Annotated in this window: 28 protein-coding genes; 20 read left to right on the plus strand and 8 right to left on the minus strand. The window is 57.4% G+C overall.

Features of this window, described 5'->3' with window-relative positions:
* Position 1: 1 nt before the first annotated feature.
* Positions 2-502 (minus strand): type III secretion system chaperone family protein, encoded by a 501-nt coding sequence (locus tag AVCG78_RS10280; protein ID WP_015916689.1) that lies wholly within the window; start codon positions 500-502, stop codon positions 2-4.
* Positions 503-986: 484 nt separating this feature from the next.
* On the minus strand, positions 987-1262 hold the full coding sequence (locus AVCG78_RS10285; protein WP_071204546.1) for an accessory factor UbiK family protein: 276 nt from the start codon (positions 1260-1262) through the stop codon (positions 987-989).
* 355 nt (positions 1263-1617) lie between these two features.
* Here AVCG78_RS10285 and lgt point away from each other — a divergent pair, with 355 nt between their 5' ends.
* The 5 genes from lgt to AVCG78_RS10310 all read left to right on the plus strand — a co-directional run bounded on the left by lgt (position 1618) and on the right by AVCG78_RS10310 (position 6827).
* A complete protein-coding gene (gene lgt, locus AVCG78_RS10290; protein WP_071585396.1) occupies positions 1618-2481 on the plus strand; it encodes a prolipoprotein diacylglyceryl transferase in 864 nt (287 codons plus the stop codon).
* Between the two features lie 17 nt (positions 2482-2498).
* On the plus strand, positions 2499-3611 hold the full coding sequence (locus AVCG78_RS10295) for a class I SAM-dependent methyltransferase (RefSeq protein WP_071585395.1): 1113 nt from the start codon (positions 2499-2501) through the stop codon (positions 3609-3611).
* Positions 3612-3772: 161 nt separating this feature from the next.
* Positions 3773-4603: a peptidoglycan editing factor PgeF gene (gene pgeF / locus AVCG78_RS10300; protein WP_071205118.1), complete on the plus strand. Its 831-nt coding sequence runs from the start codon at positions 3773-3775 to the stop codon at positions 4601-4603.
* Positions 4600-5754 (plus strand): M24 family metallopeptidase, encoded by a 1155-nt coding sequence (locus AVCG78_RS10305; protein WP_071205119.1) that lies wholly within the window; start codon positions 4600-4602, stop codon positions 5752-5754. Before pgeF ends, AVCG78_RS10305 begins: the two co-directional genes overlap by 4 nt.
* Positions 5755-5894: 140 nt before the next feature.
* Complete coding sequence (locus tag AVCG78_RS10310; RefSeq protein ID WP_174089693.1) at positions 5895-6827, plus strand: hypothetical protein; 933 nt, start codon at positions 5895-5897, stop codon at positions 6825-6827.
* Positions 6828-6938: 111 nt separating this feature from the next.
* Here the strand turns inward: AVCG78_RS10310 and AVCG78_RS10315 are convergent, their stop codons facing one another.
* On the minus strand, positions 6939-7814 hold the full coding sequence (locus tag AVCG78_RS10315) for an ornithine carbamoyltransferase (protein ID WP_071205205.1): 876 nt from the start codon (positions 7812-7814) through the stop codon (positions 6939-6941).
* A gap of 372 nt (positions 7815-8186) precedes the next feature.
* Here AVCG78_RS10315 and AVCG78_RS10320 point away from each other — a divergent pair, with 372 nt between their 5' ends.
* Together AVCG78_RS10320 and AVCG78_RS10325 are read left to right on the plus strand one after the other, a co-directional pair.
* On the plus strand, positions 8187-9119 hold the full coding sequence (locus AVCG78_RS10320; RefSeq protein ID WP_015916696.1) for a ribose-phosphate pyrophosphokinase: 933 nt from the start codon (positions 8187-8189) through the stop codon (positions 9117-9119).
* 313 nt (positions 9120-9432) lie between these two features.
* Positions 9433-10323, plus strand: a complete 891-nt coding sequence (locus AVCG78_RS10325; RefSeq protein ID WP_081355534.1) for a hypothetical protein — start codon at positions 9433-9435, stop codon at positions 10321-10323.
* Between the two features lie 26 nt (positions 10324-10349).
* Here the strand turns inward: AVCG78_RS10325 and AVCG78_RS10330 are convergent, their stop codons facing one another.
* From AVCG78_RS10330 to AVCG78_RS10340, 3 genes are all read right to left on the minus strand, one after another.
* Positions 10350-10718: a DUF779 domain-containing protein gene (locus AVCG78_RS10330; RefSeq protein ID WP_085946636.1), complete on the minus strand. Its 369-nt coding sequence runs from the start codon at positions 10716-10718 to the stop codon at positions 10350-10352.
* 438 nt (positions 10719-11156) lie between these two features.
* Positions 11157-12671 (minus strand): aldehyde dehydrogenase, encoded by a 1515-nt coding sequence (gene adh / locus AVCG78_RS10335; RefSeq protein WP_015916699.1) that lies wholly within the window; start codon positions 12669-12671, stop codon positions 11157-11159.
* A gap of 185 nt (positions 12672-12856) precedes the next feature.
* The gene (locus AVCG78_RS10340) at positions 12857-13813 is read right to left on the minus strand and encodes a helix-turn-helix domain-containing protein (protein WP_071205121.1); all 957 of its coding nucleotides are present in this window, start codon (positions 13811-13813) and stop codon (positions 12857-12859) included.
* Between the two features lie 369 nt (positions 13814-14182).
* Between AVCG78_RS10340 and AVCG78_RS10345 the strand changes: the two genes are divergently transcribed.
* The 6 genes from AVCG78_RS10345 (at position 14183) to AVCG78_RS10370 (ending at position 20213) form a co-directional block, all read left to right on the plus strand.
* Positions 14183-14785, plus strand: a complete 603-nt coding sequence (locus AVCG78_RS10345; RefSeq protein ID WP_070148896.1) for a 50S ribosomal protein L25/general stress protein Ctc — start codon at positions 14183-14185, stop codon at positions 14783-14785.
* Positions 14786-15179: 394 nt separating this feature from the next.
* Positions 15180-17582, plus strand: coding sequence for a putative bifunctional diguanylate cyclase/phosphodiesterase (locus tag AVCG78_RS10350; RefSeq protein ID WP_071205122.1), 2403 nt, complete (start codon positions 15180-15182; stop codon positions 17580-17582).
* Between the two features lie 68 nt (positions 17583-17650).
* On the plus strand, positions 17651-18391 hold the full coding sequence (locus tag AVCG78_RS10355; RefSeq protein WP_071205123.1) for a substrate-binding periplasmic protein: 741 nt from the start codon (positions 17651-17653) through the stop codon (positions 18389-18391).
* 77 nt (positions 18392-18468) lie between these two features.
* Positions 18469-19182, plus strand: a complete 714-nt coding sequence (gene pth, locus AVCG78_RS10360; protein WP_071205124.1) for an aminoacyl-tRNA hydrolase — start codon at positions 18469-18471, stop codon at positions 19180-19182.
* 3 nt (positions 19183-19185) lie between these two features.
* The gene (locus tag AVCG78_RS10365) at positions 19186-19749 is read left to right on the plus strand and encodes a YcxB family protein (protein ID WP_071205125.1); all 564 of its coding nucleotides are present in this window, start codon (positions 19186-19188) and stop codon (positions 19747-19749) included.
* A gap of 14 nt (positions 19750-19763) precedes the next feature.
* The gene (locus AVCG78_RS10370; RefSeq protein ID WP_071205126.1) at positions 19764-20213 is read left to right on the plus strand and encodes a GNAT family N-acetyltransferase; all 450 of its coding nucleotides are present in this window, start codon (positions 19764-19766) and stop codon (positions 20211-20213) included.
* A gap of 3 nt (positions 20214-20216) precedes the next feature.
* On the opposite strand, the gene clpS is transcribed toward AVCG78_RS10370, so the two are convergent.
* Positions 20217-20528: an ATP-dependent Clp protease adapter ClpS gene (gene clpS, locus AVCG78_RS10375; protein ID WP_015916707.1), complete on the minus strand. Its 312-nt coding sequence runs from the start codon at positions 20526-20528 to the stop codon at positions 20217-20219.
* Positions 20529-20682: 154 nt separating this feature from the next.
* Between clpS and ychF the strand changes: the two genes are divergently transcribed.
* The 7 genes from ychF to AVCG78_RS10410 all read left to right on the plus strand — a co-directional run bounded on the left by ychF (position 20683) and on the right by AVCG78_RS10410 (position 26394).
* The gene (gene ychF, locus AVCG78_RS10380) at positions 20683-21786 is read left to right on the plus strand and encodes a redox-regulated ATPase YchF (protein ID WP_015916708.1); all 1104 of its coding nucleotides are present in this window, start codon (positions 20683-20685) and stop codon (positions 21784-21786) included.
* A 154-nt stretch (positions 21787-21940) separates the two neighbouring features.
* Positions 21941-23425, plus strand: coding sequence for a hypothetical protein (locus tag AVCG78_RS10385; RefSeq protein ID WP_071585382.1), 1485 nt, complete (start codon positions 21941-21943; stop codon positions 23423-23425).
* 48 nt (positions 23426-23473) lie between these two features.
* The gene (locus AVCG78_RS10390; RefSeq protein WP_015916710.1) at positions 23474-23944 is read left to right on the plus strand and encodes a MaoC family dehydratase; all 471 of its coding nucleotides are present in this window, start codon (positions 23474-23476) and stop codon (positions 23942-23944) included.
* Complete coding sequence (locus tag AVCG78_RS10395) at positions 23941-24426, plus strand: MaoC family dehydratase (protein WP_156582865.1); 486 nt, start codon at positions 23941-23943, stop codon at positions 24424-24426. The genes AVCG78_RS10390 and AVCG78_RS10395 overlap by 4 nt, the downstream gene beginning before the upstream one ends.
* Complete coding sequence (locus AVCG78_RS10400) at positions 24413-24892, plus strand: glutathione peroxidase (RefSeq protein WP_071205130.1); 480 nt, start codon at positions 24413-24415, stop codon at positions 24890-24892. Before AVCG78_RS10395 ends, AVCG78_RS10400 begins: the two co-directional genes overlap by 14 nt.
* A gap of 14 nt (positions 24893-24906) precedes the next feature.
* Positions 24907-25698 (plus strand): AraC family transcriptional regulator, encoded by a 792-nt coding sequence (locus AVCG78_RS10405; RefSeq protein WP_234665057.1) that lies wholly within the window; start codon positions 24907-24909, stop codon positions 25696-25698.
* 84 nt (positions 25699-25782) lie between these two features.
* On the plus strand, positions 25783-26394 hold the full coding sequence (locus AVCG78_RS10410; RefSeq protein WP_071205132.1) for a LysE family translocator: 612 nt from the start codon (positions 25783-25785) through the stop codon (positions 26392-26394).
* A gap of 17 nt (positions 26395-26411) precedes the next feature.
* On the opposite strand, the gene AVCG78_RS10415 is transcribed toward AVCG78_RS10410, so the two are convergent.
* Positions 26412-26954 (minus strand): adenine phosphoribosyltransferase, encoded by a 543-nt coding sequence (locus AVCG78_RS10415; RefSeq protein WP_041696913.1) that lies wholly within the window; start codon positions 26952-26954, stop codon positions 26412-26414.
* Positions 26955-26983 lie beyond the last annotated feature (29 nt).

Consider the following 26983-nt stretch of genomic DNA (forward strand, 5'->3'; position numbering starts at 1 on the left):
CTCAGGCCTCGCCAACCGTGGTGAACAGCACTGCATCCATCGCCGATTTGGCGTCGAGCCCCGACCAGACGACGAACTGGAACGCCTGAAAATAGGTCTCGCAGGCCTCGACCGCGCTGGACAACAGCACTTCAACCTGCTGATTGGTCGGCTCGGCACCGCCCGCCAGGATGAGCGACTGACGGAAGATCACCACGTCTTCCTGTCGCCACAGATCGAAATGGCCCATCAGCACCTGACCATTGATATGAGACAGAAGCCGGATGATCTCGTTGACCCTGGGTTCGGGGACCCTGATATCGAAGGCGCAGGCCAGATGCAGCGCCTCGCATTCCTCCATCCAGGAGAAGGACACGTGATAGGCAGCCCAGCGGCCATCCACGGTCATGGCGATTTCATCTTCGCCGGACCGCTCGAAAGACCAGTCATTATTGGAAGCCACATACTCGATCGTATCGACCGGGTTGGACTGACGTTCAAATTGAAATTCCATTAGGCTCATGCCGCACCTTCTAAACCGGGAATGCCCTTGTGACGACGACACGCTGACACCATCGACACACCACAACGCACTGACCGGAAATACGCTTCGAATGACACCCGATAGCCCCAGAATGCTTGCGGCACCCTGCCCGAAACTGGTCGGGTTCGTTTCGAATCATCATTTAAAATCAGTGTATAGCGGGCACTGCCCCAAACCAGCCCCTCCCCGCCGATTTCACGAGCGTCACTGTGGACAGCGCGTGTATCAACACCCAGGTCCAAGGGCTTAACTGACTCATGGAATTGCCTTTTTTGAAACAATCCACATGTGGAAAAAAATAGTAAGCAATCATTAACCACAACACCCCGCCGAGGCTGGATTGGCTCCAGACGCGCAATAAAAAACGGCTGCGCGTGAGCGCAACCGCTGGATAGCGTGATTGATGATTTGCAAGCATATCTACGGGCAAACAGGCCGAAGCCTGATTGTTCCGTATATGTGATCAGTGAGTCGAATCAGGGATCGCAGTCGCACTGGCTTGCGCTTCCAGCGCTTCGATACGGGCCTTGAGGGCTTCGTTTTCTTCCAATGCTTTCAAGGCCATTTCGCGCACCACGTCGAATTCCTCGCGGCGCACCACGTCCAGGCTGTTCAGCCAGCGCTCGGCCTGGGCGTGCAAGGCGGTTTCCGCTTCCTTGCGCACACCCTGGGCGGCGCCCGCGGCATCGGTCATCAACTTGGCGAATTCATCCATGATACGGCTTGTTCCGGTGCTCATGATCGTGTTCCTTACGCTCCACCACAAGGCGCCCGATTGGGGCGCGGCATTCTCTGGAGGTAGGGATTCGGGGCAGGCTATGCAAGAGAAAACCACGTGAAGAGCACCAGCCCTTGCGTCCACCGCCAAAACAGCGGATGCGCCTGGCCAAACGTGCCCAAACGCCACCCTCCAAAAACCCTTGCCAAAAGCCTTTTCCCGGCCTTTACACAGATCATTGAGGATCTCACGTCTTTTTAAGCTCTCGGTGCAATTTTCACCTTAATCGGAGCGGATCAAGATGGTTGGGCAGATTCACCTTGACCAGCGCAAGCCTGCCCGCCATTTTTCGGAGAAATCGAATGAAAGCATATCCTTGAACACAGTAGCCAGCCTTTTCGCCATTCTGCCCTATCCGCAGATCGACCCGATTGCCCTCAGCATCGGCCCCGTTGCCATTCGCTGGTATGGGCTGGCCTATGTTACGGGCATTCTCATCGGTTGGTGGCTGGCGCGCCGGATGATCGCCAATCTGTCGCTCTGGCCCGGCAATGCCACTCCGATCACCGAAAAGCATCTGGATGACTTTCTGGTCTGGGCGGCGATCGGCATCGTGCTGGGCGGGCGGATTGGCTATATCCTGTTCTATGACCTGCAACCGGTGCTGGACAATCCGGTCGTGGCGCTGGAAATCTGGCGCGGCGGCATGTCCTTCCATGGCGGCCTGACCGGGGCTACGCTGGCAATGATCGTCTTTGCCCGCCGCAACGGTCTGCCCGTGTGGATGCTGTTCGACCTCGTCGCCTGTGTTGCCCCCATCGGTCTTTTCTTCGGCCGGATCGCCAATTTCATCAATGGTGAATTGTGGGGCCGGATCAGCGATGTGGCCTGGGCCATGCAGTTCCCGACCGGCGGTCCCTTCACCCGCCATCCGAGCCAGCTTTATGAATCAGCACTGGAAGGCCTTGTGCTGTTTGTGCTGCTGCAAGTGCTTGCCCGCCGGTTCCACGCGCTGAAAACCTCAGGCGTTATCAGCGGTGTATTTATCTGCGGCTATGCGTTGGCGCGTATTTTTGTTGAATTTTTCCGGGAACCAGATGAGCAGCTTGGCTATCTGGTAGGTGGCTGGTTAACCATGGGCATGGTACTCTCGCTGCCGATGCTGGCGCTGGGACTGTGGGCTATCTGGCGGGCAAGACGTGCTGGGCGCAGCCAAGAGCCGTCAGGACTAAAGGGATGAATCGGGAAACGCTGACCATGACCACCACGCTTGGTGATAAGATCAAGGCGCTCATCCGGTTGAACGGTCCGTTGAGCGTCACGGATTACTTTGCTCTCTGCCTGGCCGATCCGGAATTCGGCTATTACAAGACCCGTGAGCCGTTCGGCACCTCGGGCGATTTCATCACCGGGCCGGAAATCAGCCAGATCTTCGGTGAGATGATCGGGGTTTTCATTGTCCATGCCTGGCAGCGCCATGGCCTGCCCGCCCCCGTGCGGCTGGCCGAGGTCGGCCCCGGACGCGGCACGATGATGAGCGACATGCTGCGGGTGATCGCCCGGCTTGCCCCTGATCTCTACCGAGATTCCACCGTGCATCTGGTGGAAACCAGCGACCGGCTGCGCCAGATCCAGCGCAACAGCCTGGAACCGCATATCGAAAAGATTGACTGGCATGACAGCTTTGGCGATGTGCCGGAAGGCTTCGTGCTGGTGGTGGCCAATGAACTTTTCGACGCCATTCCCATCCGCCAGTTTGTCAAGCTCGGCCCGCATTACCGCGAACGCATGGTCAGCCTCGGTTTAGACGACGAGCTGATCTTCTCGACCGGGGTTGCGACACTCGATCCGGCACTTTTGCCGCCGGGCGCCAGCGCCCAGCCTGATGGCACTGTGTTTGAGTTTTCACCTGCCCGCCGCGCGGTGATGGCGGCCATGTGCGAGCGGCTGAAGGCCGAAGGCGGGGCGGCATTGATCATCGATTACGGCCATATCTCCACCGGTTTCGGCGATACGCTGCAAGCCTTGCGCGCCCATGATTACGATCCGCCGCTGGCCAATCCCGGCATTGCCGACCTGACCAGCCATGTCGATTTCGAGGATCTGGCCCGCACCGCCCTTGCCGCCGGGGTCACGCCCAGCGGTTGCCTGCGCCAGGGCGATTTCCTGCTCGGCCTTGGCATCAAGGAACGCGCCGGAATTCTGGGACGCGGCAAGGACGAGGCCACCCAGCTTGAACTGGCCGAGGCTGTCAACCGGCTGGCCGGTGCCGGCGTCGGTCGGATGGGCGAATTGTTCAAGGTGCTTGCCCTCTCCAGCCCCACCCTGTCTCTCGCCCCGTTCCGGCCCCTGCCCCAGACGGATCTTTAGCTCAGGCCGAGCTTTGACCCTGGCCGAGCTTTGACCCTGGATTGACAGATTACCGCAGTGATGGTCACATCCGGCCAAATCGCCGGATCTGACCACGCTGCGGGCAAAATCCTGGACATAATGCCGATTGATTCGGATTAAGACATGCGAAAGGGACACCGATGCCGTCCTCGACACACGATGTGGCCCACCTTAAACCCGAAACCAAACCATCCCCCTTGCAGAGCACCCTTCTGGCTCCCTGCGGATCGGACGGAATCGTTCACGGCTTTTTCACCCGGCATGGCGGCGTCTCCTCCGGCATTTACGCGGGGCTGAATATCGGGCTCGGATCAAACGACGATCCCGCCGATGTGCATGAAAACCGCGCCCGCGTCGCTGGCTGGTTTGGCGGCACCCAAGCGGATCTTGTTACCGTTCATCAAGTCCATTCCCCCGATGTGGTGACGGTGACCGCGCCTTTCGGTTCGAATCGGCCACAGGTGGATGCCATGGTCACAAACCAACCCGGTCTCATTCTTGGCGCGCTTGCCGCCGATTGCGGACCGATCCTGTTTGCCGATCCGGTTAACCGGATCATCGGGGCTGCCCATGCCGGATGGAAGGGCGCCCTGACCGGCGTGCTGGAAAACACCATCGAGGCAATGATCGCGCTTGGCGCTGCCCGCACCAGCATCGTCGCCACGCTTGGCCCATCGATCAGCGCCAAAGCTTATGAGGTCGGCCCGGAATTCGTCGAGCGGTTTCTGGCCCATGATCCGGCCTATCAACGGTTCTTCACGCCTTCGACCAAACCCGGCCACGCGATGTTCGATCTGCCGGGACTGACTGTGAAGCGGCTGACGGATGCCGGGATTGCCGCCGACATGCTTGGCCTCTGCACCTATGGCGACCCGGATCAGTTTTTCTCCTATCGCCGCACCACCCACGCCAGCGAGCCGGACTACGGCCGCCAGATCTCCGCCATCATGCTTCAGGGGCCTCGTGTATGACATTGCATTTTTCAACTGCCGAATACGCCGCCCGGCTGGACCGCCTGACCGACAGGATGCGCGAACAGAAGCTGGATGCCATGCTGCTGTTTGCCCAGGAAAGCATGTATTGGCTGACCGGCTATGACACGTTTGGCTATTGCTTTTTCCAGACGCTGGTGGTCAAGGCCGATGGCTCGATGACGCTCCTGACCCGTTCGGCGGATCTGCGTCAGGCCCGCCAGACCTCGACCATCGATAATATCCTGATCTGGGTTGACCGTACCAACGCCGATCCGACCAGCGACCTGAAGGATCTGCTCAACGATCTCGACCTGCTCGGCTGCCGGCTGGGCATCGAATACGACACCCATGGCATGACCGGACGGGTTGCTCGGCTGCTGGACAATCAATTGCTGAGCTTTGGTGAATTGATCGACGCCTCGATGCTGGTCAGCGAATTGCGGCTGATCAAGAGCCCAGAGGAAATCGCTTATGTCGAAAAGGCCGCCAGCCTTGCCGATGACGCGCTGGATGCGGCCCTGCCGCTGATTTCAGCCGGGGGCGATGAAGCTGTCATTCTCGCTGCCATGCAGGGTGCGGTTTTTGCAGGCGGCGGTGATTATCCGGCTAATGAATTCATTATCGGCTCCGGCCAGGATGCGCTGCTGTGCCGCTACAAGGCAGGCCGCCGGACGCTGTCGGCCAATGACCAGCTGACACTGGAATGGGCCGGTGCTTCGGCCCATTACCATGCCGCGATGATGCGCACCGTGCTGGTCGGCGAACCATCGCCTCGCCACCGCGAACTTTATGCCGCCTGCCGGGAGGCGATCCAGGAAATCGAAACCGTGCTGCGGCCCGGCCATACATTCGGCGACGTGTTCGAGACCCATGCCAGAGTGCTGGACGAACGCGGCCTGACCCGCCACCGGCTGAATGCCTGTGGCTATTCGCTGGGCGCCCGCTTCTCCCCGTCGTGGATGGAGCACCAGATGTTCCACATCGGCAATCCGCAGGAAATCCTGCCCAATATGTCGCTGTTCATCCACATGATCATCATGGATTCCGAACGCGAGACCGCGATGACGCTCGGCCACACTTATCTCACCACCGAAGGGGCGCCACGCGCGCTGTCGCGTCATCCGCTGGATCTGATCGTCAAGGCGTGAGCATCTTCGATGCCCTGACATCAAAGATGCGATTCTGTCGATAAAAGGCGACAGATGCGTCGCGTTTGAAGCAAAATTTAACGTTTTAGGAAGATAATCGCGGGATTCTCATACGAACGCAGCCGTTAAGGAGGCAGCCAATGAGACGTCCCGCTTCCAGCATCGGCTCCGCGCTCGTTCTGGCCCTTGGTGGTCTGGCCAGCGCTGGCTTGGCCAGTACGGGTCTGGCCGGTTGCAGCGTCTCCGACACGCTGACGCCACCCGTCGATGTCGGCACCAGCGGCTCGATCAGCAAGCCGCTGACCGGTGAAGACATGCAGACGGCCATGCGCCAGAATGAGGATGTCCCCCGCCGTCCGCATCGCCAGATGCGTGAGCAAGCGCCGGAACAGGCCTACTCCCCCTATCCGCAGCCGGAACAGCAGGCCCAGCCACAAAATTCGCTGGAAGACCAGGCGCAAGCCCTGCAAAACGGCTATAATCCTGTTGCCTCTGAGCCTCTGGACGGGCAGCCCCGCCGCCAGCAAAGCTGGCAGCAGCCCGAACGGCAACAGAACCGGATGCAGGAACAGGCCGGGTCATCGGTCAGCCAATCGGCGCCTGAAGAACAGACCGCTCTCGCGTCGCAAACCGATGAGGAGGCCGCCGCCCCCGCCTCGCCCGCACCTTCACAGCAAGCCTCGCTTGCACCGGCTGGCGATGCAGGACCGGACTCGATCCGGTTCCTGCCCATCATCGGCGCGCCAGTTGAGGCCGTGACCCCGCTATCGCGGCAGTTAGGAGCCGAGGCCCGCGCTAAGGGCCTGATGATGCGCAGCTCCAGCGGCGAACAGGCCCACCATATCCTCAAAGGCTATTTTTCCGCCTATGGCGAAGGCGGCAAAATCACCGTCGTCTATGTCTGGGATATCCTCGACGCCAGCGGCAACCGCCTGCACCGCATCCAGGGCCAACAGACCGTGCCGGGCAAAGCCCAAGACCCCTGGGCCGCCGTCCCCGCCTCCGTCATGCAGATCATCGCCAACAAGACCCTCGACGAATATGTTGACTGGCGTGCGAAAAATACGGGGTGACGGTGGAAATGGCCGCCTTCGTTTGGTTGGGAGTGAGGCGGTAGGGTGAGATGTTCAGGGCTCGGCTTTTAGTGCATTCTGGCCTTGCTCCCTATTTGTTCGAAGCAGACATTATGTGCCTATAGCCCATTCCATGAGCGCGTTCTGTGCGTGCAGGAGGAATGCCTTTGCCTGCCTACTCTGGCAAGCATTGTGCTCCATCGCTTCTGCCGTAACCTCCTGATTTCTTGCCACGGGTGGGCAGGGCAGAAATATTGCGTTGCTCTTGCATTCGTTTAGAATTGATCCGGTTACCTGATAATCGATCAATTCGCCATCACCAGCATCTGTCGGCCATGAATCTGTGATGATCACGTCTGCATCAAAGACATGACGGATATCCCGGCTGGCTTCGAAATTTGCGTTGATGAGCAACGGGTCAGTGACATGCCATCGGTCAGGATACACCTGCACAACGTCTATTGACATTGACTTAGAAGTCTCAACCCAAGAGCGAAGGATATTGGCATCTGGAGCAATCCCAACGACTTTGAGGCCCTCCAGTGATCCCTTGACCTTCCTGACGTAGGCCAGATCGCCAAGGGTCTCGCATGGATGATTAGACTTCGTCCGAGCATTGATGACTGGAGCCCGCATTGTCGATGCAAGCTCCTTCAACGTGGCAAGTTCCTTTGTCCTAACGACAAGTAGGTCGAACCAATTGTCAAGATAACCAGCGAGGTCTGTGGTGGTTTCTCTGACGTTGAAGCTGATCGGCAGTTGAACGCCGATGCCGCCCATTGCCTTTACGCCAAGATCGAAGGCAGCGGTATTTCGCCACCCCGTATCATCAACGATGATGCCGACGTTTTTGCCCTTCAATGTTTGAGGCATGGTTCGGCTGTCCCAATGGGTAGCGAGTTGTTCAGCTCTTTCAATCAAACCTGCCAGGATATCGACCGGGAGAGAATGGAATTCGAGAAAATCTCTAGTGGACTGAAAATTCATGATAGCACCCATTTTTGAATCGAGAATAATTGCTGGTAAGATCGCGGACGACCATGGATATTCTCAAGGTATTCAGTTTGGGCGGTGGTGCAATGACCGCCCTTGGCCCATAATTACCAGCCCCATCAATCCAACTCATTTCCGCACCCACTCCAGGCACATATAGATCATCCCGTGCAGGAAAATCACTTCGTTTACGAATTTCCGTGAGAACTGTCGCAAACCACTTGCATTAAGGGGCAAGGGCGCTAAAAAGCCCGCATTGCAGCGCCGCGCATGAAACAAGTGTGCTGGGGTCGGTTGTAACAGTTTTAATCCGGTGTGTGATGCCCAGGCGGGGTCGCGCATCGGGATGCAAACAGGCGGGCACAAATGAAGGTCTTCGCAGGTAATTCGAACCGGCAACTTGCTGAAGCGGTCTGTAAATATCTCAATGTTCCCCTTGGAAAAGCCAGCGTTCGCCGCTTTGCGGACCAGGAAATCTTCGTGGAAATCCAGGAAAACGTCCGTGGCGAGGATATCTTCATCGTCCAGTCGACGTCGTTTCCGACCAATGACCACCTGATGGAACTGCTGATCATGATCGACGCCTTCCGCCGCTCCTCGGCGCGGCGGATCACAGCCGTCATTCCCTATTTCGGCTATGCCCGCCAGGATCGTCGCGCCTCGGGCCGCACACCGATCTCTGCGAAGCTGGTTGCCAATCTGATCACCGAGGCAGGCGCCGACCGTGTACTAACGCTTGACCTGCATGCCGGCCAGATCCAGGGCTTTTTCGATATACCAACTGACAACCTGTTTGCGGCGCCGGTCCTCGCCCGTGACGTCAAGGAACACTACGACCTTGCCAATCTCATGGTCGTTTCACCTGATGTCGGCGGCGTGGTGCGTGCGCGTGCGCTTGCCAAGCGGCTGGACTGTCTTCTGGCCATCGTCGACAAGCGTCGCGATCGCCCAGGCGAATCCGAAGTGATGAACATCATCGGCGATGTCGAGGGCAAGGACTGTATTCTGATCGACGACATCGTCGATAGCGGCGGCACGCTCTGCAACGCGGCGGAAGCGATGCTGAACATGGGCGCGGCCAGCGTTACCGCCTATATTACCCATGGCGTACTCTCGGGTGGCGCAGTTACCCGCGTCACCTCCTCCAAGCTGCGCGAATTGGTGATCACAGATTCCATCCAGCCGACAGTCGCCGTCCAATCGGCCCATAATATCCGGGTGCTGAGCACCGCCACCCTGCTTGGCGAAGCCATCAACCGCACCAGTGCAGAAGCCTCGGTTTCCAGCCTGTTCGATTGATCGTCGCAACACGACTGCATTTCCATTCAGAAATGTGAAAAACAAAAAATAGAGCGTTTTCACATTTCGATGACAAACGGAAACGCTCTGCGCGTTTTGCGATCGCGCCTTATTTCCTTCGGTGTGTGAAGGACAGCTTTTTCACGTCGATGCATAGCTTTTCGGTCGAGCGGGAATTGAGCATCGAGTCTATGTGACATTCTACACAAAACACCTAATATCAAAACAGAATGGTTGCAGACCGCTATTCCATTGATGAAAGGTTGAGCTTCGGATACCCTTCTATTTGCATTGAAAAAATGGCTCGGACACCATGACCTGCACGCAAGCTCAAGACGATATTCCTGTACAGCAACCGAAGCACCAGGCCATGCCTTTCACATCCGGCGCCATGCTATCCCATCCGCGGATTCATCCGATCATCCGCCTACAGGCGGAGGCCTTTTTGAAACGGTTCGAGGAGCACCCTCAGATCGCCAGGGTTTTTGCCAGTCACCAGCGCTGGCTTCTCGGACAGATTGCCCTGATGCAATATTTTGAGGCGGGCCAGATCCTGCCTGCCCGCTATTTCGACTTTGTCGAAGCCACTGGCGTGGCCAGCCGCAATACGGCAGACGCATTTCTGAAGGAAATGGAAACCTACGGCATCGCCCGCGAAACAACCACCACCGACCGGCGCAGCAGACCGCTTGTGCCGAGTGAGGCCAGTCTCGGCAGTGCGGCGGGCTGGATGGAAATCCATCTGCGAAGCCTGGACGGGTTTGACGATGGCGCACGGCTGCAAAACTTCGAGGCCAATGGCCGGGACATGAGCAAGCTGCATCCGCTTATCGCCTCCGCCTTCATGCAGACCCCTGAACTGCGCGAGCAGCCGAAGATTTTTGATCCCTTCGTCTGGTTGAACAACGGCAATATCATCATCGACTGGCTGATGGCCAAGAGCCAGGACACCGAGGCCGACGCTGAGCAGATTTTAATCGGCACCGTATCGATTCAGACCATGGCCGAGACATTCCACCTGTCTCGCTCGCACCTCACCCGCAAACTGCTGGATGCAGCAAACGCCGGGACCATTGGCTGGAAAGGACGGCGCGGGCGCTCGGAACTCTGGGTTTCCAACCAATTCCGGCGAGAATATGAAAGGGCGCAAACCGTCAAGCTCGAGATTATCGACGCCGCCTGCGCCAAATGCGGCTTGCTATAGAGCGAGATGTCAACGCTTCGGCTAAATTATGAGCGGGCAGGCAAGGCACAGACCTCACCCCCGAACAGCTTGGAGCGGGTCAGAAAGCGCTTTTCGCGGCCGTTATCCAGCGAAAACATGCCCCCTCGCCCCGGAACGACATCGATAATCAGTTGGGTATGTTTCCAGACTTCATACTGGCTTTGATGGATATAGAAGGGCACGCCATCTATCTCGCCCAGCTTCACATCGGTATCCCCGACGATATAATCATCGACAGGATAACACATCGGCGATGACCCATCACAACAGCCCCCGGACTGATGAAACAGGATCTGCGGATGATCCCGGCGGATCTCGCCGATCAAATCGATGGCCGCCGCTGTCGCGACGACCCTTGGTTCACCGTCCAAAATCTTGTCCATTGCTGCCTCGTTTCAAAATGAAAGAAGTCCGTCTTGGCTTCGCCCACTCTTGCCTCTGCCGCCACCTTCTCCCCGCTGGGGAGAAGAATGCAAGAACCGCGAGCCCTGCGAATTCGCATCAATCTATTAAAACGACGAACTCGACGGCTAAACCCGTCGAGATTCGCGGCTGGAGGTGGCGAAAATGGTTATGTTCGAGAACCGGAGCGGAGCGTACATAAGTACGTGAGCACCGGAAGCGCAGAGCATGACCATTTGCAGCCCCTCCAGATGTGAATATCGGCGGGTTTAAACCCGATTGGAAATTCGCCCCACTGTGGCGAAAATGGCTTCCGGCGAGAACCAGCGCGGAGCGTACATTTAGTACGTGAGCACTGGAAGCGCAGGCGGAAGACATTTGCAGCCCAGCGGGGCGGATTTACAACGGGTTTAGAAGAAGCCGAGAGCTTTGGGGCTATAACTCACCAGCATGTTCTTGGTCTGCTGATAATGGTCCAGCATCATCTTGTGGGTCTCGCGGCCAATGCCCGATTGCTTGTAGCCGCCGAAGGCTGCGTGGGCGGGATAGGCGTGGTAGCAATTGGTCCAGACGCGTCCGGCCTGGATATTGCGACCGAAGCGGTAGCAGGTATTGGCATCGCGGCTCCAGACGCCGGCGCCCAAGCCATAGAGGGTGTCATTGGCGATTTCCAGCGCCTCGGCTTCGTCCTTGAAGGTGGTGACGGAGACGACCGGGCCGAAGATTTCCTCCTGGAATACCCGCATCTTGTTATGACCCTTGAACACGGTGGGCTTGACGTAATAGCCGCCCGCGAGATCACCGGACAGGGTATTGCGATGACCACCGGTCAGCACTTCGGCGCCTTCCTGACGACCGATATCCATATAGGACAGGATCTTTTCGAGCTGCTCGCTGGAGGCCTGCGCGCCGATCATCGTGCCCATATCCAGAGGATCGCCCTGAACGATGGCCTCGACGCGCTTGATGGCCTTTTCCATGAAGCGGTCATAGATCTTTTCATGGACGAGCGCCCGGCTGGGGCAAGTGCAGACTTCGCCCTGGTTAAGAGCAAACATCGCAAAGCCTTCCAGAGCCTTGTCGAGATAATCGTCATCTTCGCGCAGCACGTCCTCGAAGAAGATATTCGGCGATTTTCCGCCCAGTTCCAGCGTCACCGGAATGAGGTTCTGGCTGGCATATTGCATGATCAGCCGACCCGTCGAGGTCTCGCCGGTAAAGGCGATCTTGGCGATGCGCGGACTGGAGGCCAGCGGCTTGCCGGCTTCCAGGCCAAAGCCATTGACGATATTGAGCACGCCGGGTGGCAGGATGTCGCCAATCAATTCGGCCCAGACGAGAATTGAGGCGGGGGTCTGCTCGGCTGGCTTCAGCACAACGCAATTGCCAGCGGCAAGAGCGGGCGCCAGCTTCCAGGCGGCCATCAGGATCGGGAAGTTCCAGGGAATGATCTGGCCGACGACGCCAAGCGGCTCGTGGAAATGATAGGCGACCGTATCGTGATCGATTTCGCCGATCGAGCCTTCCTGAGCGCGCACGCAGGCAGCAAAATAGCGGAAATGATCGACAGCCAGCGGAATATCGGCAGCCATGGTTTCACGCAGCGGCTTGCCATTGTCCCAAGTTTCGGCCCGGGCCAGAAGCTCCAGATTGCTTTCCATCCGGTCGGCAATCCGGTTCAGCATATTGGCGCGCTCGGCAACCGGGGTCTTGCCCCATTTGTCCTTGGCGGCATGGGCGGCGTCCAGTGCCAGATTGATGTCGCGCTCATCGGAGCGGGCGATATCGCACAGCTTGCCGCCGGTGACCGGGGTGGTGTTTTCAAAATACCGGCCGCCCACCGGCTCACGCCAGTCGCCACCGATGAAATTGCCGTATTTCAGCTTGAACGGGGTGCTTGCCGTGGTTTGAACCTGAATGTTCATCTCTCATCCTCCCTGATGAAGGTTCCTGTGGTGACGTTTGTCCTTGGGGAAAACCGGTCCTCCACTTTTCCCTGACAAACTCCAGAACCGTAGTTGGAAGATGCACCCCGCTGCGGCCGGATACCAGTCAAGCTTCGCAATGCCGCAGCGCACAGTGTCTCATCCGTGCGACACTGTTGCGTGCATTAGTGGATATTGAAACGCTTCATCTTGCGATGCAGAGTTGCGCGGCTGATGCCCAGCAATTGTGCCGCCTGGGAGACATTGCCTTTGGTACGCGACAGAACCCGACGCAGTGCAGCCCGCTCTGCTTCATGCAGGTCATCCCCCTCTTCCCCGCGCTTTTCCTTCAAGGCATCGGCAGCGGGCAAACCGGCGGCGATGGCCTGATCGTCGATCTGCAACGCCAACCGCGCTGCTCGCGTCGCGCCCAGAACCAGATCGTCACCGTCAACCGCCAGCAACGCGGTGGGATTTGCGACAGTAGGGATCATGACGATGCGCGCGCCCGCAAAGGCCATACGAAACAGGTTGACCTCAACACGGAGTGCTGCATCGCGCACCGCCTGGGCGAGGATGGTCATCGACAGATCCGTCACATCATGGCGGCAAGTGGAAATGTCGAGCGCGGCGGCAATCTGGCCGCAATGGTCGCGGATTGGCGCCGTGGTGCAACTCAGCGCGATATTGGCAGAGAGAAAATGCTGGTCGCGGTGGATGATGACCGGGCGCTCGTCAGCCAGCGCCGTGCCGATGCCATTGGTGCCGACGCTGGCTTCGCTCCATTCCGTCTGCTGCCAAAGGCCAAGCCTTTGGAAATCCCGGTCGTCGCCAGCCGCGCTGCGCCGCTCAAGCACCACGCCATGGCTATCGGCCAGCACCAGGCAGCAACCGGAGCGCCCCATTGTCGAAAACAGCCGGTCCAGTTCCTCGGCGCTGGCGGCGATCAGGTGGTCCATGCGGCCACGCGCTTCACGGAAGGCCGTTTCGTCCAAAATCCGCGGGGTGCCTGCCTGTTCAGGGTCTAGCCCGTGGACATCAAGGCAACGCCGCCAGGAAGCGGCAATCGGCGAACTGGCCGCCTTCGATCCCTGCAACGCGGTCGAATAGACCGTATCGGCATGTTTATAACCGACGCTCATATGCTCCTCCCAAAGCAAACTCACATCCCTCTTCGGATATCATGGACCTTTGCGGGCAGGATGGCAATCGGCAGGATTGACGCGCCTTGCAGCAAAAACCGGTGGTCCGGTTCCATCCTATGCTCGAAAAAAGCCCGAGAAAGCTTGCATCCACGGCACTTTCATACTATAGCGCCCCCGTCCGCGCAGACACCCTTGGAGGCAATGCGGATGAAATTGTGACGGCTGCTATATGTTTCCTTCAATCCTGAACGGTTGGTAGTGAAATGATGCGGCAGATTTAAAAACCGGCACCGTTTCCAGTTTCATGCCCGGATGATGTCAAGAAAAACCGGCTGAAACTCTCCAGTAACATCGAAAGGAAATGCCATGAGCCACGCATCTTACGAGCTCAAGGCCGAAACGCGCGAACGGGTTGGTAAGGGGTCCTCCCGTGAACTTCGCCGCAACGGTCTCATTCCCGCTGTCATCTATGGTGACAAGCAGGCTCCTATTGCCATCACCCTGAACACCAATGAAGTCACCAAGCGTATTCACGCTGGCGGTTTCATGACCACGGTGGCGACCATTGAAGTCAACGGCGAAAAGATCCGCGTCCTGCCCAAGGACTACCAGCTGGATCCAGTCCGCGACTTCACCATGCATATCGACTTCCTGCGCGTTTCGGCAAACAGCCAGGTCACGGTTGCCGTGCCTGTCCGTTTCGTCAATGAAGACAAGTCCGCCGTCAAGACCGGCGCCGTCCTCAACATCGTGCGCCACGACGTCGAGTTGCAGGTTCCGGCCAATAACATTCCAGAAGCCCTCACCTTCGATCTGGAAGGCCTGAAGATCGGCGACAGCGTGCATATCTCTGCCGTCAAGCTGCCTGCTGGCGTGACCCCTGTGATCACCGACCGCGACTTCACGATTGCAACTCTCGTCGCTCCAGACGTTGACGTTGCCGACGAAGAAGAAGCAACCGAAGAATAATTGCTCCATTCCGTTGGAGCGATCGATAAACCCGCCCCTTACCGGGCGGGTTTTTTTGTGCCTTCAGATATCCGGTTCATGATAAAACTTTACGGCAAAAGCTATGACATCGGCACGGCCCATCGAACCGTGTTCTTTTCGTCCATAGCGGGTAGCATTGCACGAAAGTCGCAAATAACTTTGCGTAAAGTTGCAAATCTCCTTTACGACTTCAGTCATCGTTAACGTATCGCATGGAATCCTGCCCCCAAATAAGAGAAGAACCAGGGGCCGTGGGGTTGTATTGTTTCATCCCTATTCATTTTTCAGCACCGCTCACCAAATACGATGGAAAAATGTTTAATATTACATCTATTGGTTGCTATCTAAGTTTGCACACTGTCGGATGCGATCCATGACCCGGTCCGTGGAACAGCGTTTCCTTGCGCTGGTGGCTGGAACAGTGTTTGTCTGCGTTGTGCCGCTGTTTCTGCTGTTTCTGTGGCTGTCGTCACAACGGGCCGAAACCGATCAGCAAAATAGTATAGCTGTCCTGTTGGCTGCCAATGCCCAGGCACTCGCCAAGCCACTTTGGGATTTCGATGCTGAGAGTGTACGCCAGATCAGTGCAGCGCTGGTCTCCGGTGGCGAGGTCATCAGGGTCGAGGTTTCCGACCCGACCGGCAATATCCACATTGACATGCCGCAAACATTTGTCCCGGCAAAGACATTTTCCTCCCTATCGCAAACCATCATCTACCAGCATCAGGACGGACCGAAAACCGTTGGCACCATTACGCTTTCCTTTCAAAAGCATGGCCTGTTTGCCAGCATTCGCCGGACCGAAGGCGTGTTTATCGCCATCTTCATCCTGTCCATGCTGGTGGTGATTCTGGCCGCCATCGTCGGCAACCGGATGATGGTCATGAGACCGCTGACGCAGCTGACCGCCGCCATCGAAGCCACGCGACGTCTGGGTTCGCGACGTTCGGTCGACTGGCATTCAAACGATGAAATGGGCCGGCTGGCGCAGAGCTTCAACGCCATGCAATCAAAGCTTCAGCAGGAAGAAATTGAGCTAAAACAGGCGCACCGGCTGGCAACCGACATCTACCATGCGACGCCCGCCATGCTATTTTCTGTCGATGCCGATGACCGGATTACCGGCATCAGCGACTACTGGACATCGGTGACAGGCTATCACCGCGAAGATATCATCGGTCTCAGTTTTGAAAGCCTGATCACAATTGAGGCCCGTCAGGCCTACCGCCAAGTCAAACAGAATGGTGAGGCTGGCCTGCAACAGCAATATACCACCAAATTCGTCTGTGCCGATGGACGGATCATGGATGTCCTGGTCGTCGAATCCGGCAATGCCACACCGATGGCGCAGTCCAACCTTTCGCTGAGCGTCATGACTGACATCACCGCCCTCAAACAATCGGAGGCACGCAACCGGCGCCAGGCAATGACCGATCATCTGACCGGGCTTCTCAACCGTCAGGGTTTCGAGAACGAACTGGATGTGCAGATCGAAGCAACCGACCGCCAGGGCGGTTCCCTTGCCTGCCTGTTCGTCGATCTCGACCGGTTCAAATGGATCAATGACAATCTCGGCCATCATGCCGGCGACACGACCCTGAAAATTCTGGTGGACATGATCGTCCACCTGTTGCCGGAAAACTCGGTGGCCGCCCGCATCGGCGGAGACGAATTCGCCATCCTGCTGCGTGCCAACGATTGCGAAACAGCCGCCCGCGCCGTGGCCAACGATATTTGCGGGATTTTTGAAACTCCCTTCATCGTCAAGGGGACCGCCACAAGGCTGAGCGCCAGCATCGGCATCGCGCTGTATCCGCAACACGCCGAGACAGCCACGGAACTGCTGCAAAAAGCCGACATGGCCATGTATAATCGCAAGCGCGACGGAAAGAACGGTTTCCAGATCTTCGACGATAGCATTGGCAATACCACCCGCCGGCGCGCTGAGATCGAGCAGATGATAGAACAAGCATTGAGCAACGACTGGCTCGATGCCTTCTTGCAACCAATCATCGACCTGCAAAGCGGCAAGACGGTCGGCTACGAGGCCTTGATGCGCCTGCGCCACCCCGTCCACGGCATCATGGCGCCGACCGAAATCATCAGTCTGGCCGAGGAAACCGGTACCATTCACGATATCGGCAAGCAGGTTTTCGATAAGGCTCTCGATCACTTCACCCGGCTTTCCGCCCTCAGTGGCGACACCACCTCCTATCTGGCGCTGAATGTCTCGCCAACGCAGATCGATGCCAGCCTGCTGGTCTGGCTGGCCAGCGCGGTGCATCTTTTCAACATCGACCCATCGCGGATCATCATCGAGATCACCGAAGCGACGTTGCTGCACGACAGCCCACATATCCAGACCGTCCTCCAAAAAATCGGCGATTTTGGCTGCCGCATTGCGCTGGACGATTTCGGCACCGGATATTCCTCGCTCAGCTATCTCAGCCGCTTCCCGGTCAATATCATCAAGATCGACCAGTCCTTCATCCGCTCCATGACCGGCGATACCCTGGATCTGCGCGAGCGCAGCCGCATGTTGATCGAAGGCATTGCCGCGATCTCGCACAAGATGAAATGCACCGTGGTGGCCGAGGGCATCGAGACCAAGGAACAATGGCGGGCGCTACAGGCAATCGGTGTGGATTACGGCCAGGGCTATCTGTTCGACCGGCCATTGTCCTTCGAAGATCTGCAAGCCCGGTTCGGAGACAATAGCGCGACACCGCCGAAATCCACGCCCATTGCCAGGATTGGACATCGGACAACGGCTTAGGACGAGACAACCCAGGCTGCCATTTCAGCAGGACAAGCACAACCAAACACAACGTGAGGAGGCCGAAGATGGGCTGTCGAAGAAGTGCATTCCGCCTTGCCGTCCTGTCCTCCATGGTGTTCATGACCGCCACAGCCATGGCGCAAGACAGCATCGTCTTTACCACGGAAGATTACCCACCTTACAATTTCAGGGAAAACGGGGTGGACAAGGGCGTCGGCTACGAACAGGTTGAAATGATTATGAAGGGTCTGTCGATCCCTTATACCATCGAGATGATGCCCTGGGCCCGCGCCATCGCGATGGCCGAAACCGAACCGATGACCTGCGTGTTTACCGCAGCCCATATCCCTGAGCGCGAAGGCCGCTTCAAATGGGTCGAGCCGCTGGCCATCGATCGCAATATCATCATGAGCCGCAAGGGCTCTGGCATTCAGGTGCACAATGTCGAAGAAGCCCGCAAATATATTGTCGGCACCCAGCGCGACGACTACACTCAGGCCCTTCTGGAACGGCATGATTTTCCCAGAATCGACCTCGCCGCCAACCTCGATCTGACCATCAAGAAGCTGGAAAGCGGCCGGATCGACCTCATGCCGGTCTCGGAAAAATTCTATCACAAGCTGGTGGACGAAGGGCATCCTCTGGAACAGCAATTCGTGCTGACCGAGCAGAAATTCGCCATTGCCTGCAATAAATCCATGCCTGATGCCCTGATGGCGCGGATGCAGGACGCGCTCGATCGTCTGATTGCCGACGGCACGCAAGCCAGGCTTTCGCGAGAATATGGCCTGTTGCAGCCTCAATAGCACGCGCAATCGGGGTTGACATGGCCCGCATTTCGCTGTCGTGAAGACCAACCGAAATACCGTTCGTGGAAAATGCGATGATCGTTCTTGCAGGGCTTGGCAATCCCGGCTCCCAATATGCCGGCAACCGCCACAATATCGGCTTCATGGCGCTGGACGCCATCCATCGCCGCCACAGCTTTTCGCCCTGGTCGAAGAAATTCAAGGCCGAGATTGCCGATGGCACTCTGGCGGGCGAAAAAGTGCTGCTGATCAAGCCGCAGACCTTCATGAACCTGTCAGGCGAATCGGTCGGCGAGGCGCTGCGCTTCTACAAGCTTGGACCGGAACAGCTGGTGGCGATCTATGATGAGCTGGATCTTCTACCCGGCAAGGCCCGCATCAAGCTGGGCGGCGGCCATGGCGGTCATAATGGCATCAAGTCGCTGGATGCCCATTGCGGCCTGAACTACCGCCGCCTGCGGCTCGGTATCGGCCATCCCGGCGATAAATCTCGGGTCCAGGCGCATGTGCTGGGCGATTTCGGCAAGCTCGACGCCGAATGGCTGGATCCTCTGCTGGAAACGCTGGCCGAAAACGCCGACATGCTAGTGCGCGGTGAAGACAGCCAGTTGATGAACAAACTGGCGCTTGCGACAGGGACGAAAGCGGACGAGGAAAAGCCCAAGCCCGCCAAACCGGCCAAATCCCACATTCATCAGGCCCGCAACGGGATACAGCCGAAAAAGCTTCCGGAAACCGGGCCGATGGCTGAGATGTTGAAGAAGATGTTTGGGCCGAAGAAGGATTAGGCAATGTCTGTTCAGGAGCAGGTAGACTGGGATATTTTCGATACTCTGACAGTCGACTGTCAGTTGACGGAAAGGGAAGTCACCGCAGGCAACAAGCTGAACTGGAAAAGCAAGTTTAAATTCAAAAAACTCTCAATATTTTACGTCTGCTATGTCGCCTTGATTTACATCCTGATGTTTTTGATTGATGCCAAACCAACATATTTCGATCTTTTTATGGTAGCGGCAGCAATTTTGGGGATCATAATTCTGGTATTATGCATCGTTCGGTTCACGTCCCAAAGGAGAGCAAAAGCCTATTTTCGGGCGACGCCGTCTTCCCGCCGCCCTGCCAAAGTGGGCTGGGACGCCAAAGGATTTTACAGCGCCAATGCAACAAGCCGGATTTTCCACGCTTGGAGCGATTTCATGTACTGGACCGAAGACACCGTAGTCCTGGTGCTGCTCTTTGCTGGGCCGCTGATGATCCCATTGCCCAAAAGCGCCCTGACAGATCGGCAATTGGAGGAACTAAAGGGCCACATTCAGACCGCCAAATTACCGAAAGCCAAACTGTTCCCCATTTGAGATAGAGATATCCCTTGTCTGAAACCGTAGTCATTCGCCCCGCAACGTTCGATGATCTGGAGGCCTTGCTGGCACTCTACAAGGACTTAAGCAGCAACAACGATTTTACCAACGTTGAACGGGTGCATAACACCTATGCAGCGATTCTCTCCCACCCTGGCCTGACAATTTTCGTTGCTCTCGACCGAGAAAGACCCGTAGCAACGGCTAGTTTGCTGATAACCCCCAACCTGACGCGCGGTTGCCGACCTTATGCTCTGATCGAGAATGTCGTCAGCGCTGCGACGCATAGAGGCCAGGGCTATGGCCGAGCGGTCGTTCTCCATGCCATCGATGCCGCCTGGAATGCTGACTGCTACAAAGTCATGCTGCTGACAGGCAGCACACGTCCCGAAATCCACCACTTCTACGAAACCTGCGGCTTTGTCCAGAACAAGACCGGCTATCAGATCCGCCGCACGTGAAGCCTATTCCTCCGGCTCAATCGTAAAGAGCAGCGGAAAGCCTGCTTCCTTGGCCAGATCATTGGCCTCGGTGGATTTGGTTTCGGCGATATCCCTGGTGCAAACCACCACCACCGCTGAACCAAAGCGGTGAGCGGTCATCATCACCCGGTTACCGGTTTCCTCACTCATCCGAAACACGGCTTTCAGCACGATGGTCACGAATTCGCGCGGGGTGTAATCATCATTGGTCAGGATGACCTTGTAGAGCCTGGGCTGCTCCAGCTTTGGCCGGGTTTTGACCTTTGGCTGCCCGACAATGACTTTTTGAGGCATTGGCTACTCCCATCGGCACACGCTCGCGTTACCATAATGCGAACCGCTCCCGGCTTCAAGCAATTGGCGCCAAGAAGCGGCAAAGCCTTGACCGGGCCGCTCCATTCCCCCATAGGCAAGGCAACAAAACCTTTACTGAGCACGGAAAACACCCATGGGCTTCAAATGCGGTATCGTGGGACTGCCGAATGTCGGCAAGTCCACCCTTTTCAACGCGCTGACCAGGACGGCTGCGGCCCAGGCGGCCAACTATCCGTTCTGCACCATCGAGCCGAATACCGGCGAAGTGGCCGTGCCCGATCCGCGCATGCAGACGCTGGCCACCGTTGCGGGCTCGAAGGAAATCATCCCGACCCGGATTTCCTTCGTGGACATTGCCGGTCTGGTGCGTGGCGCTTCCAAGGGTGAAGGCCTGGGCAACAAGTTTCTTGCCAATATCCGTGAAGTCGATGCCGTCGTGCATGTGCTGCGCTGCTTCGAAGATGACGACATCACCCATGTCGAAGGCCGGATCGATCCAGTTGGCGACGCCGAAACCATCGAAACAGAGCTGATGCTGGCCGATCTGGAAAGCCTGGAGCGCCGCACCGAGCAGACCCGCAAGCGCGCGGCCTCCAAGGACAAGGAATCGATGACGCTTCTGCCTGTCATGGATGGTGCGCTGAAGCTGTTGCAAGAGGGCAAGCCCGCCCGCCTGCTGTTGGCAAGCCTTGATGCCGAGGAACGCGAGGTGCTGAAAAGCCTGAACCTGCTGACCTCCCATCCGGTCCTCTACGTCTGCAATGTCGCCGAAGCCGATGCCGTAACCGGCAATGCCCATACCAAAGCCGTCGAGGAAATGGCCAAGGCACAAGGGGCGGAAACCGTAATCATTTCAGCGGCCATCGAAGCCGAAGTGGCGCAATTGCCAGACGAGGAAGCGGTCGAATTTCTGTCGGCACTCGGGCTGGAAGAAGCAGGTCTCGACCGGCTGATCCGCGCTGGCTATCACCTGCTCGACCTGATCACCTATTTCACCGTCGGCCCCAAGGAAACCCGCGCCTGGACCATTCCGCGCGGCACCAAGGCACCCGCCGCAGCTGGTGTTATCCACACGGATTTCGAACGCGGCTTCATCCGCGCCTTCACCATCGCCTATGACGATTACATCACCTACAAGGGTGAAGTCGGCGCCAAGGAAGCAGGCAAGGGCCGTGACGAAGGCAAGGAATATGTCGTGCATGACGGCGACGTCATCCACTTCCGCTTCAACACCTGATCCATATTGCGACGGTCTAACAATCAATCACAAGCGGGACGCTCATTCAAAAGCATCCCGCTTTTATTTTGCCCTTTAAAACGGTAGCCAACTGGGCAATATCAACCTGTTGGAGCGGTGTGGGTTACCGCCTCCTGCCATGAGGGGAGTGACTATGCGTTCGATATCCGTGCCTGTATTGTTTCTATCCGCTGTCCTGATGCATGGGCAGGCAAACGCCGCTGATATTACCTCGAAAGGTGCCAAGGACCTCAAGCAGCAGCTTTTGTCCACCCTGCCAGACGGCATGGTCAAGGACGCGAGCGCCATGACTGTGCGGGCGCGCAACAGCGCCTATGAGGTCCGGGTCAATACCATTGCGCTGTTCGGACTGGAGGCGATCAAGTTCACCAAGGCCGTGGGTCTCAACCCTATCGTCTCCCTCATTCGTCCGCTGGACGGTGGCCTTTGGCAATTCGACCAGGCAGGCGGGATCGATGTCAAAGGGCAGACCACGGAGAAAGGCACCAAGACCAACTTTCTCTTTTCGGTCGATTCCTACAGCATGACGGGGATCTACGATCCGACCATCACCTATCTACAGTCCGGCACCTACAAGGCCGAGGACATGCGGCTGCGATTGCAGACGGGTGACAGTTCGACGGACATACGCCTGGGCACGGTCAATTCCACAGTCCAGGGGACGAAGGACGATGATAAGACGATCACTGTTGCCAGCAGTGGCACCTTTACCAACCTCGTTGAAACCATCAGGGCTTCGAAAGCGGACCCTGCCGGTTTCCGCGCCGGTTCAGGCGAAAGCTCCGTGAAAATCGAAGGCGTTGCCTTCCAGCCGCTTCAGAAAATGATCGCTATCCTGGTCAAGAACTGGGACAAGCCACCAATGGATGAGGCTGAAAAGCGCATATTGATCCAGTTGTTCCGCTCGAATTTTCCCCTTTTCAAAACCATGTCCCAGACCGTTGTCTATCACGACATGCAGGTCGAGACCCCGCAAGGGCCATTCACCGCCAAGCGTTTCGGCATAGAGACAATGATCGACGGTATCAGTAATGGCGCCAGATTCGGCTTCGGCCTGGATCTCGTCGAGCCGCGGATGGTAGCGGGTCTTGTGCCGGCGGCCTATGTGCCGCTCATTCCCCAGACCTCGACGATCAAGGTGACGGTACCCACCGTCAACGCGGCGGATGGCATCAATTACCTGATGGACAATGTCGATTACGATCCCGCCCAGCCGCTGACACCGCCGCAAAAGAGCGAAATCAGCCGTCGCTTCTTTCCCGATGGCATCGCCACCATTGCCTATGACGGCACCCGCCTGACATCTTCCCTCTATGATGTAACAATCAACGGCAAAACTACGTTTGCCCTGACAGGCAACGACAAACCGCTGGCCGACGTAACCGTAACAGCACGCGATTTCGACAAGACCATTGCCTATCTCCAGACCAATGCCAAACAAACGCCAGAGCTGGGCCAGACAGCATTTTTCCTGCTGATGGCCAAAGGCTTTGCCCAGACACAGGAGGATGGCCAATTGCTTTGGCACGTGGAAACGGATCGCACCGGCCAGATCAAGGTCAACGGCAATGCTTTCAGTATTCCGGGCACCGCTCCAGGCACGCCTCCGGCACCGTAATTCTTGTATCTGTGCTATTAGGGTTCGGATACGCCCAGAGAGGATATTATGCAGACAGATAAATTATATTTTGAAGATTTTCCGGTTGGTACACGCCTGCCGCTTGGCCCCGTTACGGTGGATTTAAACGACATTATCCAGTTTGCCACAGAGTTCGATCCGCAGCCGATGCATCTCGATGCGGAAGCCGGTGAGGCCAGCATTCTCGGCGGCTTGGCGGCCTCTGGCTGGCATACCTGCGGGCTTTTGATGCGGATGATGATCGACAGCTATATCCTGCGCTCCTATTCCGAAGGCGCACCCGGCATCGACTTCGTGCAGTGGAAAACGCCTGTCCTGGCGGGTGATACCCTGAGCGGCTTTTCCCTGGTTGAAGAGGCCCGGCCATTGCGCTCGCGCCCGGGGATCGGTGTCATCACCAGCCGCCATGAGCTGGTCAACCAAAAGGGCGAAACCGTCATCGTCGCCCGCAATGCGGCCATGATGCGCCAGCGCCAACCGGCAGGAGACGTGGCATGAGAATGGTTGACCTGTTTCCCTTCGAGCAAAAAGTCGTGCTCGGCACCCGCCATTTCAACGCGGAGGACATTATCCGCTTTGCCACAAAATTCGATCCGCAGCCCTTCCATGTCGATGCGGAAGCGGCGAAGTCCTACGTCTTCGGCGGTCTCTGCGCCTCTGGCTGGCATACCTGCTCAGTCTGGATGCGGACCTTTCTCGACTTCATGGGCGAAGCCAACACCAAAGCCATTGCCGAAGGCGTGACACCGCCACGGCTTGGCCCCTCGCCCGGCTTTACCGATCTGAAGTGGCTGAAACCAGTCTATGCCGGAGATGACATTACCTATAGCCTGACGGCACAAAACAGCCGTGCGCTCAGATCGCGTCCCGGCTGGCACCTCCACGCCAGCGTTGCCGAGGGCATGAACCAACAGGGCGAGCCGGTGCTGCGCTTCGTCAGCACCGTTCTTGAACAGGAGAATGACAATGAACGTTCATGACTTTTCAGCCAAGGATATTACCGGCCGGGAGCGCAAGCTTGCCGAATTTGCCGGAAAACTGCTCCTGATCGTCAACACCGCCAGCAAATGCGGCTTCACACCGCAATATGAAGGCCTGGAGACCCTGCAAAAGCGTTTCAAGGACGATCTCGTCATCATCGGCTTTCCCTGCAACCAGTTTGGTGGTCAGGAACCGGGATCAGAAGCCGAAATCGCCAGCTTCTGCGACCTGAATTTCAATGTCAGCTTCCCGATGTTCGCCAAGATTGATGTCAAAGGCAACGAGGCCCATCCGCTTTACAAATACCTGACCCACGAAGTGCGCGGCATTCTCGGCACCGAAGCGATCAAATGGAATTTCACCAAATTTCTGGTCGGCCGCGACGGCATGCCGATTGCCCGCTATGCGCCGATCACCAAACCGGAGGAAATTGCTGATGATATCGCTAAGGCGGTGAAGGGTTAACAAGGATGGGCCGGATGCAGGACTTTCAGGCATTCCGGCCCAGCGATCCACGGCTTCGCGCCGTTTGCGCCCATAGTAGCCACAAATTTCCCCGCCATACGCATGACGAATTCGGCATCGGGCTGATCGTCAAGGGCGCACAAGTTTCGGCCTCAGGCCGGGGGCAGGTCATTGCTGAACCCGGGAATATCATCACCGTCAATCCTGGCGAAGTGCATGACGGCGCTCCGATCGGAGAGCATGGCAGGCAGTGGTTGATGATCTATATGGAGCCAGAGTATCTCGAAGAGATGCAGGCGGATTTGCAGGAGACCGGACAGGTCGAATTCGAAAAACCCGTCTTCGACAATCCGGGTTTGGCCGCTCGTTTTCAGCGGGCCTTTCAAGCCATGAGCGTAGGTAGTGATCCCGTGGCAGAAATGGTCCTTGAAGAATCGTTGCTGTGTTTGCTTGCACCGCTGATCGCTTGGCGAAGCAACCAGCCTCGACCGAAAGACCACCCCTCGATGCAGCGGGTATGGCAAATGATCTGCGACGATCCAACGGCAAACCCGTCGCTGCATGATCTGGCCAAGGTTGCCGATGCCAGCCGTTTTCAAACTCTACGGGCATTCCAGGCAATGACTGGCCTGACTCCCCATGCCTTCATTCTACAACAGCGCGCCAACCAGGCTCGCCGCCTGATCCTGTCGAGCAGGAACAGCCTGGCCGATATCGCCGCAGCCTGCGGCTATGCTGATCAAAGCCACATGACGCGGGAATTCAAACGCCGCTACGGGCTGACGCCTGCCGCATTTCGAGCTTGAGTACCTCTGCAATTCCATTCAAGACCAAAAGCCCAGGCGACAGCTAAAAAAGCGGAAGGATCAACACAACCCGGCCCGTTCATCATGCCCCTGGATTTTTATCTGACATCCTTCATCATCGTCGCAACACCCGGCACCGGGGCGCTTTACACCCTGAGTGTGGCGCTGTCCGGCGGATGGCGAGCTGCAACCATTGCCGCCTTCGGCTGCACGCTCGGCATTCTGCCCCATATGGCAGCAGCCAGCCTTGGGCTCGCAGCAATCCTTGCGACCAATGAAACCCTATTCCAGTCCGTCAAGATCGCCGGTGCCGCCTATCTGCTGTACATGGCGATTGGCCTTTGGCGCGTAAGCGAGATCAATATGAGCCAGGAGCCGCACCGGCATGACCGTGCCGGGCGGATTATAGGAAAAGCAGTCCTGATCAACTTGCTGAACCCAAAACTATCTCTGTTCTTCCTGGCATTTCTGCCGCAATTCGTTCACGGCAACGACCCGTTCGCCGTCAGGCAGTTTGCCCTCTGCTCAAGCATTTTCATGGCGATGACATTCGTCGTCTTCGCCATCTATGGCGGCCTGGCAAGCAGACTGCGCGATCACATCATCTCAAAGCCCAGAGCGGTAAAGGGCCTATACAGGAGCTTTTCCGCTGCATTCCTGTTGATGAGTATTAGACTGGCACTCGCCGAGCGATAACAAAGCCCGCTCAGCGATCAATGCCCGGAAAATTCCACCAGCGTGCGCACTTCCACACCCAGCGCTTCCAGCTTCTTGCGGCCGCCGAGATCCGGCAGGTCGATGACGAAGCAGGCGGAGACGACGTCGGCGCCAATCTGACGCAGTAGCTGCACTGCGCCGACGGCGGTGCCACCGGTAGCGATCAGGTCATCGACCAGGATGACCTTTTCGCCGGGCTGCACGGCATCGACATGCATTTCCATCTCGTCCACGCCATATTCCAGGCTATAGGCGATCCGCACCGTCGTGTGCGGCAGCTTGCCTTTCTTGCGGATCGGCACGAAACCGGCAGACAGCTGATGCGCCACCGCCCCGCCCAGAATGAAGCCGCGAGCCTCCATGCCGGCGATCTTGTCGATCTTCAACCCGGCATAGGGTTGCACCAGCTCATCGACGGCGCGGCGAAACGCACGCGGATTGCCGAGCAGCGTGGTGATATCGCGAAACACGATGCCGGGCTTGGGATAATCCGGAATGGAGCGAATGGCGGCGGAAAGTTCCTGGGAAATCTGTGTCATGGTCTGCCCGGCTGACGGAATTTCTAGTT

It is taken from the genome of Gillisella vitis (genome assembly GCF_021559775.1).
Lineage (GTDB): Bacteria > Pseudomonadota > Alphaproteobacteria > Rhizobiales > Rhizobiaceae > Allorhizobium > Allorhizobium ampelinum.